Raw genomic sequence first — 21503 nt, 5'->3', positions numbered from 1 at the left:
GCAAAAAGCCCGCGCGATGGCAACATCGGCGGGCTTTTTTGTTTTTCACGCAATGTTTTCTTGTTGACGCTAGGAACCGCCGTGCCCTCCTTCATCCCGACCACCGCTGAACTGCGTACCTTGCTCGACAAACTGCCCGCAGCGCGCAGCGCGCCCTGCCCTTGCGGCTCGGCCCACTATGCAAGCTGGGAAAGCATGGCCGAGGACCGTTGGCCAGCCGCACTCATGGAGCAAGTCGCCACGCTCCGAGACCCCGATCTGTACGAGCCGACCTTCGAAGAACACCACCCCGACGGCACACGCTACGACGCGCCCAACGCGCCGATTGCGCTGAAGTTCTTCCCCTTCAACCGCTGCGATGTGTGGCACTGCACACAATGCCACCGCAACCTGCTGCGCTACACCGAATACGGCGGTTACTACATAGACCACCGCGTGCGTTTGTTGTCGGCCGATTTGCTGGTGTAGCCCGGCCGCCCAAGCCACGCGCTCAGGCGTCGGCGGCCAAGGCGATCTCGGCCAGACGCGTGGCGCCGGCCAAGGAAGCGGCGCCGGCAATGAACCTGCCGTTGTGGCAAAACACGGCATCGGCCACACCCGTCACCTCGGCCAACTCCGCGAGACGCAGCCCCGCCCAGGCCTTGGGCAAATCCTTGCGCGCTTGAAACGAGTGCGGCTCCACCGTCACCACATGCAACTGGTACTGCTGCGCGCTGGAATCGGGGTAGACCACAAACAGCACTTCGGGCATCTCGCGGCTGATCACCTCACGCCATGGCAGGCCACCGCGTGGCATCAACAAGACCTGGCCGCCAAACAACTTCTCAGCATTGCGCGCGAGTGCAGCACCTTGGGCCTTGGCGCGCAATTGGTCCAGGGTGGCCGTCAGCAGCGTCGTCATCACCTCAACAGCTTTGCGAAACTGGGCCAGTGCCTTCACTTCGTCCTGCTCCGCGTCGCCCCGAATATCCCAGGTGGTGTTGAACTGCGACATCAAAGCCGACAGACCAAACAAGCCGGGCGCACCATGCGCCGCGCCAGTGTCGGCGCGGTCCAGGTGCTGAACCAACTCTTCATCCAGGGCCGCGGCCACACTCTGCGCGAGCGGCGCATCGCCCAGGCCGAACATCTTTTCCACCAGGGCCGCGCCATATTCGCGCCAAACCAGGCCAGCACTGGCGTACACCACGCCGCCGTCACGCGCGCCCGCAAAACCACGCTGGTGGTGGTCGAAGCGGCCACGCGTCGCATCCCACTCGCCGCCCACGTCGACCGCAAAGTCCGACTGCGCAATCTGCGCCGTGTCGCGTGTGCGTATGAGTTGAGCCTGGGGATGCAGCAGCATCAACACGGCGACGCCGAAGATATCGTCGGCATGAAAAGAGCCGTTGTGGGTGGCGATCACAACGGAAGAAGAGGGAGCGTGGGATGGATTGATCATTTGGGCCAGAGTTTAAGCGGCCGCCCCGGGCTTCATCAGCTACGTTTTCAATAGCTGCCACCACACACCCAATCAGCGCCAAAACGCGAAAAACCCTTGAAACCTTCTACGGCTGCATCACGCGACATGCCACCCATCGCCGTTTGCGATGACAAAGGTCTTTAATAAAGGTGGAAAATCGTTAACCCATCTTGCAAGACGATGCCCATTTCAGAGCATCCCCGGCAGGACCAGGCCACTCGCTCCACACCATGCGCCCCACCGAACGCAACTTTGCCCGCCGAATGGATTTGACCTCGCTGCAGCTGTTTGTGGCGGTGTGTGAACTCGGCAGCATAGGCAAAGCCGCAGAACGCGAATTCATTGCCGCCTCGGCCGTGAGCAAACGCCTGAGCGACCTGGAAGCCACACTCGACACCCCCCTGCTCTACCGCCACACCCGTGGTGTATCGCTGACGCCTGCGGGTGAAAGCCTGTTGCACCACGCGCGCACCGTGTTGTTCAGCCTGGAGAAGATGCAGGGTGAACTCAGCGAATACGCCGACGGTGTGCGTGGCCACGTGCGGGTGCACGCCAGCATCTCGGCCATCGTGCAGTTTTTGCCCGAAGACCTGGGCGCCTTTATTCGTGCGCACCAAGAGGTCAAGGTTGACCTGGAAGAACACCTCAGCACCGAAGTGATCCGCGCCGTGCAGGAAGGCGCGGCCGACCTCGGCATTTGTAACGCCGCCAACGGCGCCGGCGATCTGCAAACCCTGCCCTACCGGCAAGACCGGCTCACCTTGGTGGTGCCGCAAGGCCATGCACTCGCTGGCGAGACTGCCATTCATTTCCACGACACGCTGGACTTCGACCACGTGGGTTTACACGCCAACAGCTCGATCTCGCTGGCCATGCACCAGGCCGCCGCGCTGCGCGGGCGCAGCATCAAATTGCGCATCCACGTCACCGGACTCGACGCCTTGTGCCGCATGATTTTGAACGGCCTGGGCGTGGGCGTGATGCCGCAACGCGCGTTTGAACTGATGTCCGCCATGGGCGGCCTCACCGCCGTGCCGCTGCTTGATCACTGGGCGGCGCGCCAGCTCACCCTGGTGGCGCGCGACTTCAGCACACTGCCGCTGACGGCGCGCTTGCTGGTTGACCATTTGAGCGCCGAGCCCCAGCAACAAAAACCACCCGCTGCCACGCCAAAAGCAGTCAAGGCTTTACAAGCGGCTCACTAAAATCTTGACCTCCACGAAGGAAAACACCATGGGACGCACCCTCTACGACAAAATCTGGGACGAACACGTCGTCCATACCGAAGACGATGGCACCACCATCCTCTATATCGACCGCCATCTGGTGCACGAAGTCACCAGCCCGCAAGCCTTTGAAGGCCTGCGCGCGGCCGGCCGCAAGGTCTGGCGCATCAGCTCCATCGTCGCCACGGCCGACCACAACACGCCCACCACCGGCTGGGAACTGGGCTACGACGGCATTGCCGACCCCATCAGCAAGGAACAGATCACCACGCTGGACGCCAACATCGCCGAATCCGGCGCGGCGGCCTACTTTCCGTTCATGTCCAAGCGCCAGGGCATCGTGCACGTCATCGGCCCTGAAAACGGCGCTACGCTGCCCGGCATGACCGTGGTCTGCGGCGATTCACACACGTCGACCCACGGAGCATTTGGCGCCTTGGCGCACGGCATAGGCACCAGCGAAGTCGAGCACGTCATGGCCACACAAACGCTGTTGGCCAAGAAGGCCAAGAACATGCTCATCAAGGTGGAAGGCCAGTTGCCCAAGGGCTGCAGCGGCAAGGACATCGTGCTGGCCATCATCGGCAAGATCGGCACGGCGGGTGGCACCGGCTACACCATTGAGTTTGCGGGTGCGGCGATTCGCGCCCTCAGCATGGAAGGCCGCATGACGGTCTGCAACATGGCAATCGAAGCCGGCGCGCGTGCCGGCCTGGTGGCCGTGGACGAAAAAACCATCCACTACGTCAAGGGCCGTTTGCTCGCGCCCTCCGGCGCTGAGTTCGACGCCGCAGCCGCCTACTGGCGCACGCTGCATAGCGATGCCGACGCGCACTTCGACACCGTGGTCGAACTCGACGCCTCGCAAATCCAGCCACAAGTCACCTGGGGCACCTCGCCCGAAATGGTGCTGGGTGTGGACGCCCGTGTGCCCGATCCAGAAAAAGAAAAAGACCCGAACAAACGCGGCGCCATTGAGCGCGCGTTGACCTATATGAACCTTGAGCCGGGCAAGCCGCTGAACGACATCTTCGTCGACAAGGTGTTCATAGGCTCATGCACCAACAGCCGCATCGAAGACATGCGCGAAGCCGCCGCCGTGGTGAAGAAGCTGGGCCAGAAAGTGGCCAAGAACATCAAGCTCGCCATGGTGGTGCCGGGCTCTGGCCTGGTCAAGGAACAAGCCGAGCGCGAAGGCCTGGACGTGATCTTCAAGGCCGCCGGTTTTGAATGGCGCGAACCCGGCTGCTCCATGTGCCTGGCGATGAACGCCGACAAGCTGGAGCCCGGCGAACGATGCGCCAGCACCAGCAACCGCAACTTCGAAGGCCGCCAGGGCGCGGGCGGACGCACCCACCTGGTGAGCCCGGCCATGGCCGCCGCCGCCGCCGTGCACGGTCACTTTGTCGACGTGCGCGCGTTCGCTTAATCAACCTGACTGAGCAAGGAGATCACCATGCGCTTCATCACCCTCATCGTGTTGGCCGCAGGCTTCATCGTCACCGGCTGCAACACCGTCAAAGGCATGGGCCAGGACATAGGCAAGGCCGGCAACGCCATCGAGCGCGCCGCAAAGTAAACGCACACCAGAGTTCGACATGCAAAAATTTACCGTTCACAAAGGCCTCGTGGCGCCCATGGACCGCGAGAACGTCGACACCGACGCCATCATTCCCAAGCAGTTTCTCAAGTCGATCAAGAAGACCGGCTTTGGCGTGAACCTGTTTGACGAGTGGCGCTACCTCGACCACGGCGAACCCGGCCAGGACCCGGCCAGCCGCAAACCCAACCCCGACTTCGTGCTCAACCAGCCACGCTACAAGGGCGCGTCGATTCTGCTGGCACGCAAGAACTTCGGCTGTGGCTCGTCGCGCGAACACGCGCCTTGGGCGCTCGACCAGTTCGGCTTTCGCGCCATCATCGCACCCAGCTATGCCGACATCTTTTTCAACAACAGCTTCAAGAACGGCCTGTTGCCCATCGTGCTGCCCGATGCCCAGGTGGCCGGCCTGTTCGACGCCTGTGCCGCCTTCCCGGGGTTCGAGTTGACCATAGACCTGGAGCGCCAGGTGGTGGTGCAGACGCATGGCCCCGAGCTGCCATTCGACGTACAGGCCTTTCGCAAGTACTGCCTGCTCAACGGCTTTGACGACATTGGTTTGACGCTGCGCCAGTCCGACAAGATCAAGGCTTTTGAAGCCGAGCGTTTAGCGAAAAAACCTTGGCTGGCGCATACCACCATTGCGTAAATCGCTTCTTATTTAATAGCAACCAGAAACTCAATCATGAAAATTGCAGTCTTGCCGGGTGACGGCATCGGCACCGAAATCGTCGCCGAAGCCGTGCGTGTGCTCAACGTGCTCGATCTCAAGTTCGAGATGGAAACCGCCCTGGTCGGTGGTGTGGCGTATGACGCCCACGGCCACCCCCTGCCCGAAGCCACCTTGAAACTTGCCAAGGAAGCCGACGCCGTATTGTTCGGCGCCGTGGGCGACTGGAAGTACGACAAACTCGAGCGCCAGTTCCGCCCCGAGCAAGCCATTCTGGGCCTGCGCAAGAACCTCGGCCTGTTTGCCAACTTCCGTCCCGCCATCTGCTACGAGCAATTGGTCGATGCATCCAGCCTGAAGCCTGAACTCATCTCTGGCCTGGACATTCTGATCATCCGTGAGCTGACCGGCGACATCTACTTCGGCCAACCACGCGGCCGCCGCACGGCGGTGGACGGACACTTCCCCGGCGCGGAAGAAGCCTTCGACACCATGCGTTACTCGCGCCCTGAGGTCGAACGCATCGCCCGCGTGGCCTTTGAAGCCGCGCGCAAGCGCAGCAAACGCGTGACCAGCGTAGACAAGGCCAACGTGCTGGAGACCTTCCAGTTCTGGAAAGACATCGTGTCTGAGGTCGGCAAAGAGTACCCCGACGTGGAACTCGACCACATGTATGTCGACAACGCGGCCATGCAACTGGTCAAGGCGCCGAAGAAGTTCGACGTGGTGGTCACCGGCAACATGTTTGGCGACATCCTCTCGGACGAAGCCGCCATGCTCACCGGCTCCATCGGCATGTTGCCTTCGGCGTCGCTCAATTCGAGCAACCAGGGCCTTTACGAACCCAGCCACGGTAGCGCGCCCGACATTGCTGGCAAAGGGGTTGCCAATCCTTTGGCTACAATACTGTCCGCTGCCATGATGCTCCGTTTCTCACTCAACCAAACCGAAGCTGCCGACCGTATCGAGTCTGCAGTCAAGGACGTGCTCGCGTCCGGTTTGCGCACGGCTGACATCTATTCGGCAGGCACCACCAAAGTCGGCACCCGCGAAATGGGTGACGCCGTGGTGGCTGCGATTACCAAGAAGACAACCAAAGGCTAATCTAGCCCGGTTCGTCACGCCCCTCCCGGCTCGACGAGCCGGGCTTCAAAGAACTGCGGCTCGACTCGTCGGGCTCACAGAAATACGGTTAGGGGACGCGGGTCCAACCGGTTGAAGCGTTCATTAATTGAAAGGGTATTGTGATGAAGGTAGGTAATCTTGTAGGTCTGGTCGGATGGCGCGGCATGGTCGGCTCGGTGCTGATCGACCGCATGCAGGCAGAAGGCGACTTCGACCTGATCGAGCCAGTGTTTTTCTCGACATCCAACGCTGGTGGCAAAGCCCCGGCCCAGGCCAAGAACGAGACCACGCTCCAGGACGCGTTCAACATCGACGCCCTGAAGCGCTGCGACATCATCATCACCGCCCAAGGCGGCGACTACACCTCCGAAGTCTTCCCCAAGCTGCGCGCCGCGGGCTGGACCGGCCACTGGATTGACGCCGCCTCCACGCTGCGCATGAAGGACGACGCCGTCATCGTGCTAGACCCGGTGAACCTGCCCGTCATCCAGAACGCCATGTCCAAGGGCGGCAAGAACTGGATCGGCGGCAACTGCACCGTGAGCTGCATGCTGATGGGCGTGGGCGCACTCTACAAGGCTGGTCTGGTGGAATGGATGTCCTCCATGACCTACCAAGCTGCATCCGGCGGCGGTGCACAACACATGCGCGAACTGCTGACGCAATTCGGCACGCTGAACGCCGAAGTGCGCAGCCTGCTGGACGACCCCAAGTCCGCCATTCTGGAAATCGACCGCAAGCTGCTGGCCAAGCAGCAATCGTTGTCGGCCGCTGAAACCGCCAACTTTGGCGTGCCACTGGGCGGCAGCCTGATCCCCTGGATCGACAAGGATCTGGGTATCGGCAAGAGCCAGGACGATGCCGAATGGGGCATGTCCAAGGAAGAATGGAAGGGCGGCGCCGAAACCAACAAGATCCTCGGCCAAGGCCCATCGTTCGGCACGGCCATCACCCCGGTCGATGGTTTCTGCGTGCGTGTGGGCGCCATGCGCTGCCACAGCCAGGCCCTGACCTTCAAGCTGAAGAAAAACGTGCCGGTGGCCGACATCGAAGCCATGATCGCGGCCGACAACGCCTGGGTGAAGGTGGTGCCGAACACGCGTGAAGCCACCGTGAAAGACCTGACCCCGGTTGCCGTCACCGGCACGCTGGGCATTCCGGTTGGCCGCATCCGCAAGCTGGCCATGGGGCCGGAATACGTCGGCGCCTTCACCATTGGTGACCAACTGCTGTGGGGCGCGGCCGAACCGCTGCGCCGCATGTTGCGCATTTTGCTGGCCGCATAATCACCGCCATGCGCTGAAGATAGCCCAAGCTTTACAACGACCGACTACCATGTCGGTCGTTGTCGTTTGGCAACAAGTGTCATGATGTAACAGGTCGAAAACGACCTCACAGAAGTTATAACCTGCCTTAGCTTGTCACCGTAAGACATTGATGTTATGGTGATTTTTTCGTTTTAGTGTCTTGGCACCTGCCCGAATAATGAATCCAAAAATGCCAGTCGACCCAGTCTCCGCCAGCCCTGGTTTGATGGCATCTTTGTCTGGATGGAAAGCCACGGCCGTGGCCTTGGCGGCCGCGGCCGCATTGAGTTTTCCAGCCAGCGACGCCCAGGCCCTGGTGCTGGGCCGGCTGAACGTGCTTTCCGCCCTGGGTGAACCCCTGCAGGCCGAAATCGACGTGCCGCAACTCAGCAACGAAGAAGCCGACTCGCTGCGTACCGAACTCGCCTCGCCCGACGCCTTTCGCGCCGCAGGTCTGGAATACAACAGTGCACTGATAGGCATGCAACTCACGTTGCAGCGCCGTCCAGGCGGCCGTGCCGTGATACGCATCACCAGCAACCGGCCGGTCAATGATCCGTTTGTCGACTTGATCTTGCAGCTCACCTGGGCATCCGGTCGGGTGGTGCGCGACTACACCGTCCTGCTCGATCCGCCAGCCATGCGCCAAGGCAATACGGCCAGCAACGCAGCCAACAACACACCCGCCCAGATTCCCGCCGCTCCGGCCCCGGCCCCCGCGCCGCGCACGGCAGCACCAGCACCCAGCACCCAGGCCGCCGCGCCGACGGCACCACGCGCCGTGGAAACACCGCGTCCCCCAGCGCCTCCCGCGGCGCGCGCTAGCGCTACGCCGGCCCCCGCGCCGGCACCAGTGCGTGCACCAGCACCGGCGCCGGCTACACCTGCGGCGGCCGCCAGCGAGCCCAAACAACAAGTCACCGTGAAGCCTGGCGACACCGCCAGCCGTATTGCCGCCCGTACCAAACCGGCCAACGTGTCGCTGGACCAGATGCTGGTGGCCTTGCTGCGCAGCAACCCGGACGCGTTCATCCAGAACAACGTCAACCGGATGAAAGCCGGTTCGGTGCTCGACGTGCCCAGCGCCAGCCAGGCCGCCGCCCCCCCCGCCGCCGAAGCCTCACAAACCATCACGGCGCAAGCGCGCGACTTCGACTCCTTCCGCCGTGCCCTGGCCGGGCACGCACCGTCGGTGAGAACCGCTGAAGCCAGCCGCAGCGCCAGCGGCCGTGTGCAAACCCAGGTCGATGAAAAGAAGCCCAGCACCACGGCACCAGACAAGCTCACGCTGTCCAAGGGTGGCGTCCAGGGCCAATTGTCGGAAGAGCAGATTGCGCGCGAAAAAGCCGCACGTGACGCCGCCGACCGTGTGGCCGAGTTGTCGAAAAACATCAGCGAGCTGAACAAGCTGGGCGCGGCCAGCACCGCCGCAGCGGCGCCACCGGCAGCTGCGCCTGCCCCCGCCGCCAGCGCTCCGGCCGGCGCCGACGTGCCAGCCGCCAGTGCCTCGGCCCCGGCTGAAGCCGCCGCTGCGCCCGCCTCAGGCGCCACGCCTGCTGTGACCGCATCCGCCCCGGAGGCGGCAGCCGCACCAGCACCTGCGCCCGTGGCTTCCGCTCCGGCTGCGCCTGCTGCACCGCTTGCAGCCGCTGCGCCAGCGCCCGCCGAAGAGTCCAGCTGGATCGACACCCTGACCGAAAACCCATTGCTGCCCGCAGCCGGTGCGGCCCTGATCGCACTGTTGGCCGCTCTGGGAATCTATCGCGCACGCGAACGCAAAAAGGCCGCGCAACTCGACAGCAGTTTCCTCGAAAGCAAGATGTCGGCCGATTCGTTCTTTGGCTCCAGCGGCGGCCAGCAAGTGGATACCAGTGCCGCCGAAGACGGCGAAGGTCCGGCTTCGTCGCTGTCGTACTCACCCAGCCAGCTGGATGCCGCGGGTGATGTAGACCCCGTGGCCGAAGCCGATGTTTATCTGGCTTATGGCCGCGACCTGCAAGCCGAAGAAATCTTGCGCGAAGCTCTGCGCAACAACCCTGAGCGTCTGGCGATCCACGCCAAGCTGCTCGACATCTACGCCAAGCGCCGCGACGTTTCGGCCTTCGCCTCGCAAGCGGTGCTGGCGCGCGATCTGACGAACAGGCTGGGTAGTGGCCAGGGCCATGAATGGACACGTATCGCCGACATTGGTCGCCAGCTCGACCCGGCCAATCCGCTGTACCGCGTGGAGAGCAACGCCTCCAGCGCCTCGCAGGACGCCACTGCGCATATTCCCTTGAGCTTTCCGGTGCCTACAGAAGCCGCGCCGCTGGCCGCCGGCTTGTTGCAAGCCGATGCCAAGCCGAATGCCGCAGCCGCACCGCAGGAAACCGATGCCAACACGCTCGATTTCGATCTCGACCTCGGGCTTGACCTCGATCTGGACAAACAGGCCGACGGCGCGCTCCCCGCAAAAGAAACAGCAGAACCGGAGATTTCTCTGGACCTGAGCGAGCCCGCTGCCGAACCCGCCATTGATTTGGCCTTGCCCATGCCAGAGGCGCCAGACGCCAAGGCCAGCGAAGACACACCGACCATGCTGGCCCTGGGTGACGACGACCTGCTGGCGATGGCCCCGACACCCGCACCTGGCCTGCCCGAGGTGGATTTCGATCTGGGCGAGCCCGAAGCGCCCGTGGCTGCGGCCGCACCGCTGGCCACGCCACCGGCAGCCGAACCCGCTGCCACCGATTACAACAACGCAGCCTTGACGGTTCCCGCAGCACTCGAACCGTCCAGCCCCGCGCCTGAAGCCTCTCCCTTGGACTTTGACCTGAACCTTGACATCGACCTCTCCCCCGCGAGCGATGTCCCGCCGCCAGCCCCGCTGGACGACGAACTGCCCGAACTCGACGCCGAGCTGCAACACACGCCACAAGACTCGGACATGATCGAGTTTGACCTGGGCTCGCTGTCGCTAGACCTCGGCGACTCCACTCCCGCCGCTGCCCCCATCGCGGCAGCCGCGTCGCCCGCAAGCGCAGAAGCCAAACCCGCACCTAACGCGGCCAGCACCGCCAGCGCAACGGCCGAGCCCGAAGAAGAAGTCGACCTCAACGACCCGCTGGCCACCAAGCTCGCGCTCGCCGAAGAGTTCCACTCCATTGGCGACGAAGACGGCGCCAGAGCCCTGGCCGAGGAAGTGATGGAGGAAGCCACGGGCAGCCTGCGCGCGAAAGCCGAGCGCTTTCTCGCCGGCATGGCTTAAAGCCACTCGGCCCTAAACCGCCGCTTAGAAAGTCAGCCATGCGTTGGGCATTGGGCGTGAGCTACAACGGACAGGCCTATGAGGGCTGGCAAAGCCAGCTCTCGGGCCGCACCATACAAGACAAACTCGAAGGCGCTTTAGGCAAATTCACCCAGCAGCGGGTGTCCACGCTGTGCGCCGGCCGCACCGACGCGGGTGTGCACGGCCTGATGCAGGTGGTGCATTTCGACACCGAGCTGCAGCGCCCCGAAAGCGCCTGGGTGCGTGGCACCAACGCCTTTTTGCCACACGACATTTCCGTGCAATGGGCGCGCGCCATGCCCGACCGTTTCCACGCCCGCGCCAGCGCCATAGGCCGGCGCTACGTCTACTCGTTGCTCGAATCGCCGGTGCGCCCGGCGGTAGAGGCTGGTCGCGTGGGCTGGGTGTTCCGCCCACTCGACGAGGCTGCGATGTGTGCCGCTGCGCAGCACCTGCTGGGCGAACATGATTTCAGCTCGTTCCGCGCCTCGGCCTGCCAGTCGCTCACACCGGTCAAGGACCTGCGCCGCATCGATATCAGTCGACGCGGCGCCTACTGGCGTTTTGAATTTGAAGCCAACGCGTTTTTGCACCACATGATCCGCAACCTCATGGGCAGTCTGATCGCCGTGGGCCAGGGCGCGCAGTCGCCCGACTGGATGGCCGAGGTGCTGGCCGCGCGCAGCCGCGACGCTGCAGCGCCCACGTTCTCGGCCGCTGGCCTCTATTTCCTGGGCCCGATCTACGAAGACCACTGGGGCCTACCGACCCACACGGCTGCGTATGATTGGTTGCCATGAATGACAAGACCCCCACGCTCCCAAGCTTTGCCCGCACCCGCATCAAAATCTGCGGCCTGACGCGCGAAGAAGACGTTGACACCGTAGTCGCCGCCGGTGCTGACGCGGTGGGCTTTGTGTTGTATCCACACAGCGCGCGTTACGTCACCGCGCAGCGCGCTGCAGAGCTGGCGCGGCGCCTGCCGCCGTTCGTCACACCAGTGCTGCTGTTTGTCAATGAATCCGCTACCAATATCGCAGCTGCCTGCGCAGTTGTACCGGGCGCCATACTGCAATTTCATGGTGATGAATCGGCCGTCAATTGCGCGCGCATCGCGGCCCAGGTGCAACGCCCCTACATACGTGCGGCCCGTATCCCGCTCGATGGTGCGGCCGACTTCGACTTGGTAGAATTTGCCTCTCACTACACAACTGCCCAGGCCATACTGCTCGACGCCCATGTTGACGGTTTTGGCGGTGGCGGAAAAACATTCAATTGGTCACGTCTTCCTCCAAGCGTCAACTCTCACCTCGTCTTAAGTGGTGGACTCACGCCTGCAAACGTGACCGATGGCATTTTGCAAGTACGGCCACGCGGTCTAACGCTGGCCGTTGATATCAGCTCTGGCGTCGAGGTCTCCAAGGGGATCAAGAGCGCCGACAAGATCCATCAATTTGTTGCCGCCGTTCGGGCGGCCGACAAGCAACTTGCGCAAAATCACCATGTCCAGTTACCCACAACCTGAATACCAGCAGCCCGACGCGTCGGGCCACTTCGGCATCTACGGCGGCAGTTTTGTTTCTGAAACGCTGACCCACGCCATAGACGAACTCCGCGAGGCCTACGCCCACTACCAGCACGACGCGGCCTTTCTGGCCGAGTTCCGCTCGGAGTTGGCGCACTTCGTGGGCCGGCCGTCGCCGGTCTACCACGCGGCGCGCACCAGCCGGGAGCTCGGCGGCGCGCAAATCTTTCTGAAGCGCGAAGACCTGAACCACACCGGCGCACACAAGGTCAACAACACCATAGGCCAGGCGCTGCTGGCCAAACGCATGGGCAAACCACGCGTGATTGCCGAGACCGGTGCGGGCCAGCACGGCGTGGCCACGGCCACCATCTGCGCCCGCTACGGCCTGGAATGTGTGGTCTACATGGGCAGCGAAGACGTCAAACGCCAAAGCCCCAACGTCTACCGCATGAAGCTGTTGGGCGCCACGGTGGTGCCGGTCGAGTCGGGCAGCAAAACGCTGAAAGACGCACTCAACGAGGCCATGCGCGACTGGGTGGCCAACGTGGACAACACCTTCTACATCATCGGCACCGTGGCCGGCCCACACCCCTACCCCACCATGGTGCGCGACTTCCAAAGCGTGATCGGCGAAGAATGCCTGGTGCAGATGCCCGAGATGCTGGCCTCGGCCGGCTGCGCATCAAGCCAGCCAGACGCCGTGGTCGCCTGCGTGGGCGGGGGCAGCAACGCCATGGGCATCTTCTACCCCTATATCGGCCATGCGGCCTCGCGCCTGATTGGCGTCGAAGCCGCGGGCGAAGGGCTGGAGAGCGGCAAACATTCGGCCTCGCTGCAGCGTGGCACGCCGGGTGTGTTACACGGCAACCGCACCTACCTGCTGCAAGACGACAACGGCCAGGTTACCGAAACCCACAGCATCAGCGCCGGCCTGGACTACCCCGGCGTGGGCCCCGAGCATGCCTATTTGAAGGACATCGGCCGTGCCGAATACGTGGGCATCACCGACACCGAAGCGCTGGAAGCCTTCCACCACCTGTGCCGCACCGAAGGCATCATCCCCGCGCTGGAATCTAGCCACGCGTTTGCCTACGCCATGAAGCTGGCACCCACCATGCGCCCAGACCAGTCGATTCTGGTCAACCTCTCGGGCCGTGGCGACAAGGACATCGGCACCGTGGCCGACCTGTCGGGTGCCGATTTTTACGATCGCCCGTCTATGCGTGGTCTGGCCGTGAAGGGCTCGGCTGCAGCTGCAACCAACGCCAACGCAAAGGACGCAGCATGAGCCTCCCCAGCCGTATCACCCAAACCTTCGCGCAGCTCAAGGATCAAGGCCGCAAGGCGCTGATCCCGTATGTCACCGCCGGTTTTCCTTATGCCGACATCACGCCCGACCTAATGCACGGCATGGTGGCCGCAGGCGCCGACGTGATCGAACTCGGCGTGCCCTTCAGCGACCCCATGGCCGACGGCCCGGTCATCCAGAAAGCCGGCGACAAAGCCTTGTCGTTCGGCATTGGCATGGTGCAGGTGCTAGACATGGTGCGCAGCTTCCGCACGCAAAACAGCCACACGCCCGTGGTGCTGATGGGTTACGCCAACCCGGTAGAGCGCTACGACCAGAAACACGGCACCGACGCCTTCATCCGCGATGCGGCAGAAGCTGGCGTGGACGGTGTGCTGGTGGTCGACTACCCGCCGGAAGAATGCGCCGAGTTCGCCGAAAAGCTCAAGGCCCACGGCATAGACCTGATCTTCCTGCTGGCCCCCACCTCGACCGCCGTACGTATGCAACAGGTGGCCGATGTTGCCAGCGGCTACGTCTATTACGTGTCGCTCAAGGGCGTCACGGGTGCGGGCACGCTGGACACCGGCGCCGTGGAAGCCATGTTGCCGCGCATCCGCGAGCACGTGAAAATCCCGGTGGGCGTGGGTTTTGGCATTCGCGACGCGCAAACCGCCGTCGCCATCAGCCGCGTGGCCGACGCCGTGGTGATTGGCAGCAAGATCATTCAGTTGATAGAAGACCAGCCTAAAGAGCAGGTCATTCCCGTGGCGGAAACCTTCCTAAAAGGCATCCGATCGGCGCTTGATGCATAACAAAGCATAATTCAGCCTCTTTTTTTGTTAAGTCCATGGGCCTTATCGCCCCTGGAGCAGCGCCCCAGAACCTGTAGGACAGGCCTGCGGGCGCCGTATTCGCGAGGAACCAGAACCATGTCTTGGCTCGAAAAACTACTGCCTTCGAAAATTCAGCACACCGACCCAGCCGAGCGCCGCACCATGCCGGAAGGCTTGTGGACCAAGTGCCCCAGCTGCGAAACCGTGCTGTACAAGACCGATCTGGAACACAACCAGAACGTTTGTCCCAGCTGCGGCCACCACCTGCGCATTGGCGCGCGGGCACGCCTGGACGCGTTCCTGGACAACGAAGGCCGCTTTGAAATCGGCCAGGAAGTGGTGCCGGTCGACCCGCTGAAGTTCAAGGACAGCCGCAAGTACCCCGAGCGCATCAAGGAAGCCATGGAGTCCACCGGCGAGACCGATGCGCTGATCTGCATGGGCGGTTCGGTGCACGGCATCAACGTCATCGTCGCCTGCTTCGAGTTCGAATTCATGGGCGGCAGCATGGGCAGTGTGGTGGGCGAGCGTTTTGTGCGCGCCGTGCACACCGCCATCGAACAAAAAGTGCCGTTCATCTGCTTTACCGCCACCGGTGGCGCGCGCATGCAGGAAGGCCTGTTATCGCTGATGCAAATGGCCAAAACCAACGCATCGTTGACGCGCCTGGCCAAGAAGGGCCTGCCCTACATCAGCGTGCTGACCGACCCCACCATGGGCGGTGTGAGCGCCGGTTTTGCGTTTGTCGGCGATGTGGTGATCGCCGAACCCAAGGCCTTGATCGGCTTTGCGGGCCCGCGCGTGATCGAATCCACCGTGCGCGTGACCCTGCCCGAAGGCTTCCAGCGTGCCGAGTTCCTGCAGACCAAGGGTGCGGTCGACCTGATCTGTAACCGCAAGGACCTGCGCAAAACCATTGCCAGCACCCTGGCCATGCTGCAGCGCCAGCCAGCCGACGCGGTCGAGTAAACAAACCTGGCTGCACAAATTTAAAAGGGCTGGCGCCTCACGATGCCAGCCCTTTTGTGTTGCGGGTTGTCAAACCGTGCTCAGAAACCCGTCAACACCGAGTTCATCACCCCGCCCAGCACAATCGACAGCACCTGCAACAGCACCAGCAGCGCCAGCGGCGACAAATCCACACCGCCAACCAGAGGAATGATTTTGCGAAACGGCCGCAGCGGCGGTTCACACAGCCGGTCTATGATGTCCGCCATGGGCGAGCGGGTTTGCAGCCACGACAGAATGGCGTAGACGATCAACAGCCCGGTCAGCCCGTAGATGACCATTCCCACCAGGCTCAACAGCGCCAGCAGCGGCACGATCACAAATGTCGCACCGGCGCCCACAAAAAGCCACAGCACCAGGTGCTGCGCCAGCTTGAGCAAAAAGGCCGCGACCAGCCCCGCCACATCCCAACGCCCGACGGACGGAATCACCCGGCGCAACGGCAACACCAGCCAGTCTGACAACGCAAAAACCAGGTTGCCGATCGGGTTGCGAAACGGGATGCGCTGGTACTGCATGTACACCCGCAACAGGCAGGCACTGGCCAGCAGCCCGGTCACGACTTCGAGCAAAAATGAGAAGATTTGATAAAGCATGGGAGCGGCAGATAAAGGTCATGGGATGATACCGACTGCAACCAAACCCCTACCAACTTCAGTGCAGCCAGATTCAACCACGCCACCATCGACCACACCGCTCTTCCCACTGGGCACGGTGCTGTTCCCCGGTGGCCGGCTGCCGCTGCAGATTTTTGAAGTGCGTTACTTGGACATGGTACGTAAATGCCACGCCGCCAACCAGCCATTTGGTGTGGTTACCTTGGCGCAAGGCTCCGAGGTGATCCGCCCCGGCCAGGCAGAAGAGTCCTTCCAGCCGATTGGCACACTGGCGCAGATCACCCGGCTGGAAACCCTTCGTCCGGGGCTGTTGTTCATCGAATGCACCGGCCTGCAACGCTTTCGCCACCAAAATGCGCGGCGCTTGCCCCACGGACTGTGGGTGGCTGAGCTGGAGTTCATCGCCGAAGACAACCCGGTGCCCGTGCCAGAAGACCTGCAAAAGGTGGCGGCAACTTTACGCAAAGTGCTGGAGCAAGTCGCCCAACAACCCGACGCCCCAGCGCCATTCGACCCGGTTCGAACCGACGACTGCGGCTGGCTCGCCAACCGTTGGTGCGAGCTGCTGCCACTGCCGGCCCACACCAAACATGGATTGATGGCACTGGACAATCCGTTGGTACGTCTGGAACTGGTGGCCGACTTGTTAACTCAGTATCGTTTGTTGGATTAGATGAACTTTCCAAGTCTCACCGTGCCAGTTTTCACCCTTCACACCATTCTGGCCTGGCCACGCTCCGTCAAGCGGATGGTGGTTGTGGCGATGGATGTAGCCTTGTCATTGATAGCGATGTGGCTGGCCTTCACGCTACGGCTAGATACGCTGCATTGGCCGAACGATGACCAGCGGTTTGTCTACGCCTTGGCGCCCTTGATGTCAGTGCCCATCTTTACGCGATTTGGCCTGTACCGGGCGATTTTTCGCTACACCGGCTTGGCAGCACTGGCCACCATTGCAAAGGCTGTAGCCGTCTACAGCTTGCTGTTGTTGTGTGTGCTGTGGTGGATGCAAAACATGCAGCTAGAAGAGATTCCACGCAGCATGGGCGTGCTGCAGCCGCTCATCTTTTTATTTTTGGTAGCGGGTAGTCGCACCCTGGCACGCAGCTGGCTGGTGAGCGTGACCGGCCAAACCAGCCGCTCCGCAGCGCGGCTGTTGATCTATGGGGCAGGTACAGCTGGTGTGCAAACGGCAGCGGCTTTAGGCAGCGCCAAACAACAATATCAGCTGCTCGGGTTTATTGACGATGACCCTGCCAAAGTGGGCCGTAGCATCAACGGCGTGCGGGTGCACCCTCCGTCGCATGTGCCAACATTGGTTGCCAGACAAAAGGTCTCCGATATTTTGCTCGCCCTGCCCAGCGCGACCCGTGAGCGTCGCAACCAGATCATCCGCGCGCTGGATACCGTGCCAGTGCATGTCCGCACCATTCCCGGCCTATCCGACCTGACGAGCGGGCGTGTTACGGTACAAGACATTCGCGAATTGGAAATCGAAGACTTACTGGGACGCGAGCCGGTGCCGCCAGATACCGATTTACTTGCGCGCAACCTGTTGAACAAAGTCGTGCTGGTGACGGGCGCCGGAGGGAGCATTGGGGGAGAGCTATGCCGCCAGATTCTTTTGGAGAAACCCTCTCAGCTGATCTTGTTAGACCATAACGAATTTGGGCTCTACAGCATTCACAGTGAATTGCAGTCCCTGTGTGCAAATGGACAGCTGCACACCGCACTGGTTCCTTTGCTCGGCAGCGTGCGCGACTACGAGCATATTGCGGGCATCTTCCAAAAATTTAGGCCTGCCTCGGTTTACCACGCAGCGGCCTACAAACATGTACCTCTGGTCGAACATAACCCAGCCGAGGGCATTGCCAACAATGTCTTTGGCACGCTCAACGTTGCACGTGCCGCACTCGAAAATGGAACCGAACGATTTGTCCTAGTCTCTACCGACAAAGCAGTAAGACCCACAAGCATCATGGGGGCCAGCAAACGCATTGCCGAGCTCATCTTGCAGGCACTGGCCGCCTGCCCTTCGCCGCAGTTTGCGGGATATCACCAGTGCTCCGCATTAGACAGTCAGGCCATCACACATTCCACCTCCTTTGCAATGGTCCGGTTCGGCAACGTTCTCGGCTCCAGTGGGAGCGTTGTCCCGATTTTTCGCAGGCAACTAGCGGCTGGAGGGCCCATCACCGTCACACATGAAGAAGTAACGCGCTACTTTATGACCATCCCCGAAGCAGCCCAACTGGTGCTGCAAGCTGGTGCCATGGCCGAAGGTGGCGACGTTTTTGTGCTGGACATGGGTGAACCCGTGAAGATCATGGATCTCGCCCGACACATCGTCACACTGGCGGGACTCACCGTTCGCGATACGCTAAATCCCGAGGGCGACATCGAGATCCGTGTCGTGGGTTTGCGCCCGGGAGAAAAGCTCTATGAAGAGCTGCTAATTGGTGATAACCCTGTTCCCACTCAGCATCCGCGGATCATGAAAGCGCGGGAAGAGTTCATGATCTGGTCAGAATTAAGCGCCGCTTTGGATACTCTGGTTGCTGCAACCCAACACAACAACCTTGTTGCCATCAAAACACTCGTCAACCAGTTGGTTTCCGGATGCCATCTGGACAGCACTCAAACCCATATAGGCGAGTAGTCTGCGAGTATCTACTCGCATTCCATTGCTAGAGAATCAGCGCGTGCTCAATAGACGTCATTTATCCCATATCGCACTGAACATTTCCGGCATGGTGCTACCCATGCTAGTCGGGCTAGCGGTGGTGCCCGGTCTGATCCACCGACTGGGCCAAGACCGTTTTGGTACCCTCACCTTGGCATGGTCACTGGTGGGCTATTTCGGTTTATTGGACCTCGGTATGGGTAAAGCCATCACTCAATACCTATCACAGCAAGACGCTGCCGGTATGCCAAGTCACGATCAGGCGGCTATGGCAAGGGTTGCGCGGCGACTAATGTGGATGCTCGGCACAGGCTGGGCCGCCGCTTTACTAGCCGCAACCCCTTGGATCACGACCGCCCTCAAAGTCCCCGTAGAGATTCGAACAGAAACACCCACCGCTTGGATGATTCTCGCCGCCGCCGTACCGTTTTTGATGTGGTCTACGTGCTGCGCTGGTGTATTGGAGGCCAGAAGCCGCTTTGTCGCAGTTAACAGCGTGCGCATCCCAGCAGGCGTTGCTAGCTTTTGTTTGCCGTGGCTTGTTGCACTCTACACAGTCGATCTTAGAGCCCTCATGGCAAGTCTGCTTCTGATGCGCATAGCAACCGCTCTGATATACGCATGGGTGGCGCGTGGAGAATTTGTAGGGCCAAAACAAGAAACACCGGCAGATGGTCTGAACACGCTACTGCGATTCGGCGGCTGGTTAACTGTCAGCAACCTCGTTAGCCCCTTGCTAGCCTACTTTGACCGCTTCGCAATTGCGGCTTTGCTCAGCGTTGCGGCAGTCACACACTACACCGTGCCATTTGACGTTTTGTACAGACTTCCGATGATACCGCTTGCCATGCTCGGGGTACTGTTCCCACTGCTAGCAAGGTCACATACATCGACGGACATTGCATCGAGCACGTCGCCTGCGTTGGTTAAATCTGCAACGTGTCTACTGGTAGCTATTTGGTTGCCAGGTATGTTTCTTCTAGCTACGGTAGGACCTTTATTGTTAAGTTGGTGGATTGGTCCAAATCTGGCCAAGTCCAGTACCCCCGTATGGCTATGGATAGCAGTCGGTATTGTTGTAAATGGTTTTGCCCATATAGCCCATACGTTGCTACAAAGTGCCAGCCGTACCGACCTCATCGCCAAAGTCCACCTCATTGAGTTGCTTCCGTACAGCATTGCACTTTGGTGGGCCGTTTTGCATTTTGGCTTGGTTGGTGCAGCCGTCGTCTGGACTCTCCGCGTCTGCGTCGACACGCTTTTGTTGTACTTGTGTGCAATATGCCTATTTCCCATCGCGAAAAATTCTCTGCTGCAAGCACTGTTATGGGCCACCATGAGCGGAATAGCGTTGACTATCATTGGTTTCCTTGAGTCCTCTAACCAGTGGTTTTCACTAGGCTTAACGACCTCGCCATCCATCTACCTTGGTCTAATGCTTGCCGGGGCATTAGCTTGGTGTGGTTACCACCTCTACACCATTTTTGTCCAAAATGAAACCTGACGACTTTCGAAACCCCAGCTGGCCGGCTCAGAAATGTGAGTACCCGGATCCTTGCCCGGTATGCCTCAGCTCAGTATTGAGCGGGTGAATTTTCATTGCCATGAATGATCGCCCATTCCACTGCGCGTCTATAAGAATCAAGCTTCACCGCCTGCAACATAGCGGCGCTAATCTTGCCCCCCCGCCTCACGCCCGTAGTATTGGCAAGGCTTACGCCCAATATTTGACACGCCAGAACCCAGCTCCTCCGAACGAGTCTCTTGACTCTAAGTCAGCAGCTTCCCGCTATGCGATCACCCAATCGCTGCGGCTGAATCAAAATCTTGTGCGCTGCGCTCGATTCATAGGCTGCAAGCTCGTTTACCTGAAACTTGGAATTTTTCAATCGCTACGCATTTATCGAGCCGAGCTCAAAGCCATCGCTGCCAAGCTAATTGAATAAGTACTGTAAATGCAAAGCACAGAACACGTTTCCTGCATTTTGGTGACGTACAACCCAAATCAGAAAAAATTTCTATGCGTACTCGACAGCTTGTGTGAACAGGCCGATCATATTTTTATCATCGACAACAGCGATTATCCATTAGATTTAGATTTTTCACAATACAAAAATCTTCAATACGTTTCACTAAATCAAAATACTGGAATCTCCACTGCTCAAAACATCGGTATTCGCGAAGCACAAAAAATAGGCTCCAAGTACATATGGCTGAGTGATCAGGATACAATTTATCCTACAGGTTACTTAAAAAACATGATGCCTTTTTTTAAAAAGGCATCATTGGCTGGCATTTCGGTTGCAGCTATCGCCCCGGCCTATTTTGATACAACCACAAACTGCCTCCAGCCTTTTACGCGACATACACCATATACCGAGTATTTTCAACCACAAAAAGGCATAAACCTCATTTCTCATTGCATAGCCTCAGGATCGATTATCCCAATCCATGTTTTCGAAAAAATTGGCTTAATGCGGGATGATCTTTTCATTGACATGGTTGATTTAGAATGGTGTTGGCGTGCAAAAAGAATTTTTGGATATCAAACCATAGGCATTGGCGATATTTTCATTCAACACACGATGGGTGATGGCCATGTTTATTTTCGAGGCCAGAAAATAAGTTTCAGGAGCCCAACGCGTCACTACTACATGATCAGAAACTCCATTGCGCTCTCGTTACATTCAAACTCCGCCACCCTTGTCATTCGCTTAGAACTTTTCATTAAAACAGTGGTTTGGCTTTTTATTCTTCCTTTGATTGCCCCACAGCAAAAAAAAACACACTTCAAGGCAACTCTTAGAGGGCTCCTTGATGGAGTTCTCAATAAGCTTGGTCCTATGAAAAATCCTATTTATTAAAAAATTAAAAGATTTTCAAAA

Annotated in this window: 19 protein-coding genes; 17 read left to right on the top strand and 2 right to left on the bottom strand. The window is 60.1% G+C overall.

All coding sequences use genetic code 11. The annotated features are described in order from the left end of the window. Window positions 1-81: 81 nt before the first annotated feature. Window positions 82-468, top strand: coding sequence for a hypothetical protein (locus ACFQ95_RS11535; RefSeq protein ID WP_422831063.1), 387 nt, complete (start codon window positions 82-84; stop codon window positions 466-468). Between the two features lie 22 nt (window positions 469-490). Here ACFQ95_RS11535 and ACFQ95_RS11530 read toward each other — a convergent pair whose 3' ends face one another. After that, window positions 491-1441, bottom strand: a complete 951-nt coding sequence (locus ACFQ95_RS11530) for an MYG1 family protein (RefSeq protein WP_422831061.1) — start codon at window positions 1439-1441, stop codon at window positions 491-493. Between the two features lie 251 nt (window positions 1442-1692). Between ACFQ95_RS11530 and ACFQ95_RS11525 the strand changes: the two genes are divergently transcribed. The 12 genes from ACFQ95_RS11525 to accD all read left to right on the top strand — a co-directional run bounded on the left by ACFQ95_RS11525 (window position 1693) and on the right by accD (window position 15279). Continuing rightward, a complete protein-coding gene (locus ACFQ95_RS11525) occupies window positions 1693-2667 on the top strand; it encodes a LysR family transcriptional regulator (RefSeq protein WP_422831059.1) in 975 nt (324 codons plus the stop codon). Window positions 2668-2695: 28 nt separating this feature from the next. Next, entirely contained in the window at window positions 2696-4117 is a 1422-nt protein-coding gene (leuC, locus tag ACFQ95_RS11520; RefSeq protein ID WP_422831057.1) for a 3-isopropylmalate dehydratase large subunit, read from the top strand. A gap of 27 nt (window positions 4118-4144) precedes the next feature. Then, window positions 4145-4267 carry an entericidin A/B family lipoprotein gene (locus tag ACFQ95_RS11515; protein ID WP_422831055.1) on the top strand — a complete coding sequence of 41 codons (123 nt, stop codon included), beginning with the start codon at window positions 4145-4147 and terminating at the stop codon, window positions 4265-4267. A 19-nt stretch (window positions 4268-4286) separates the two neighbouring features. Then, entirely contained in the window at window positions 4287-4937 is a 651-nt protein-coding gene (gene leuD, locus ACFQ95_RS11510; RefSeq protein ID WP_422831053.1) for a 3-isopropylmalate dehydratase small subunit, read from the top strand. Window positions 4938-4973: 36 nt separating this feature from the next. After that, complete coding sequence (leuB, locus tag ACFQ95_RS11505; RefSeq protein WP_422831052.1) at window positions 4974-6062, top strand: 3-isopropylmalate dehydrogenase; 1089 nt, start codon at window positions 4974-4976, stop codon at window positions 6060-6062. A 143-nt stretch (window positions 6063-6205) separates the two neighbouring features. Continuing rightward, window positions 6206-7369 carry an aspartate-semialdehyde dehydrogenase gene (gene asd, locus ACFQ95_RS11500; protein WP_422831050.1) on the top strand — a complete coding sequence of 388 codons (1164 nt, stop codon included), beginning with the start codon at window positions 6206-6208 and terminating at the stop codon, window positions 7367-7369. Window positions 7370-7616: 247 nt separating this feature from the next. Continuing rightward, window positions 7617-10637, top strand: coding sequence for a FimV/HubP family polar landmark protein (locus ACFQ95_RS11495; protein ID WP_422831049.1), 3021 nt, complete (start codon window positions 7617-7619; stop codon window positions 10635-10637). Window positions 10638-10675: 38 nt separating this feature from the next. Further along, a complete protein-coding gene (gene truA / locus ACFQ95_RS11490; protein ID WP_422831047.1) occupies window positions 10676-11458 on the top strand; it encodes a tRNA pseudouridine(38-40) synthase TruA in 783 nt (260 codons plus the stop codon). After that, window positions 11455-12183 (top strand): phosphoribosylanthranilate isomerase, encoded by a 729-nt coding sequence (locus tag ACFQ95_RS11485; RefSeq protein ID WP_422831046.1) that lies wholly within the window; start codon window positions 11455-11457, stop codon window positions 12181-12183. Before truA ends, ACFQ95_RS11485 begins: the two co-directional genes overlap by 4 nt. Then, window positions 12161-13474 carry a tryptophan synthase subunit beta gene (gene trpB / locus ACFQ95_RS11480; RefSeq protein WP_422831044.1) on the top strand — a complete coding sequence of 438 codons (1314 nt, stop codon included), beginning with the start codon at window positions 12161-12163 and terminating at the stop codon, window positions 13472-13474. Before ACFQ95_RS11485 ends, trpB begins: the two co-directional genes overlap by 23 nt. Beyond that, window positions 13471-14289: a tryptophan synthase subunit alpha gene (gene trpA, locus ACFQ95_RS11475; RefSeq protein WP_422831042.1), complete on the top strand. Its 819-nt coding sequence runs from the start codon at window positions 13471-13473 to the stop codon at window positions 14287-14289. Before trpB ends, trpA begins: the two co-directional genes overlap by 4 nt. 117 nt (window positions 14290-14406) lie before the next feature. After that, entirely contained in the window at window positions 14407-15279 is an 873-nt protein-coding gene (gene accD, locus ACFQ95_RS11470; protein ID WP_422831041.1) for an acetyl-CoA carboxylase, carboxyltransferase subunit beta, read from the top strand. An 80-nt stretch (window positions 15280-15359) separates the two neighbouring features. Here the strand turns inward: accD and ACFQ95_RS11465 are convergent, their stop codons facing one another. Then, on the bottom strand, window positions 15360-15914 hold the full coding sequence (locus tag ACFQ95_RS11465; protein ID WP_422831039.1) for a YggT family protein: 555 nt from the start codon (window positions 15912-15914) through the stop codon (window positions 15360-15362). Window positions 15915-15975: 61 nt separating this feature from the next. Here ACFQ95_RS11465 and ACFQ95_RS11460 point away from each other — a divergent pair, with 61 nt between their 5' ends. From ACFQ95_RS11460 to ACFQ95_RS11445, 4 genes are all read left to right on the top strand, one after another. Then, complete coding sequence (locus ACFQ95_RS11460) at window positions 15976-16608, top strand: LON peptidase substrate-binding domain-containing protein (protein ID WP_422831037.1); 633 nt, start codon at window positions 15976-15978, stop codon at window positions 16606-16608. Continuing rightward, entirely contained in the window at window positions 16609-18594 is a 1986-nt protein-coding gene (locus ACFQ95_RS11455; RefSeq protein ID WP_422831036.1) for a polysaccharide biosynthesis protein, read from the top strand. 43 nt (window positions 18595-18637) lie between these two features. Further along, window positions 18638-20122 carry an oligosaccharide flippase family protein gene (locus ACFQ95_RS11450; protein ID WP_422831034.1) on the top strand — a complete coding sequence of 495 codons (1485 nt, stop codon included), beginning with the start codon at window positions 18638-18640 and terminating at the stop codon, window positions 20120-20122. Between the two features lie 451 nt (window positions 20123-20573). Next, window positions 20574-21482, top strand: coding sequence for a glycosyltransferase family 2 protein (locus ACFQ95_RS11445; protein ID WP_422831033.1), 909 nt, complete (start codon window positions 20574-20576; stop codon window positions 21480-21482). Window positions 21483-21503: the final 21 nt, after the last annotated feature.

This window comes from Variovorax sp. HJSM1_2 (genome assembly GCF_049316285.1).
Classification (GTDB): Bacteria; Pseudomonadota; Gammaproteobacteria; order Burkholderiales; family Burkholderiaceae_C; genus Rhodoferax_B.
This window is presented reverse-complemented; position numbering and strand designations above follow the sequence as displayed.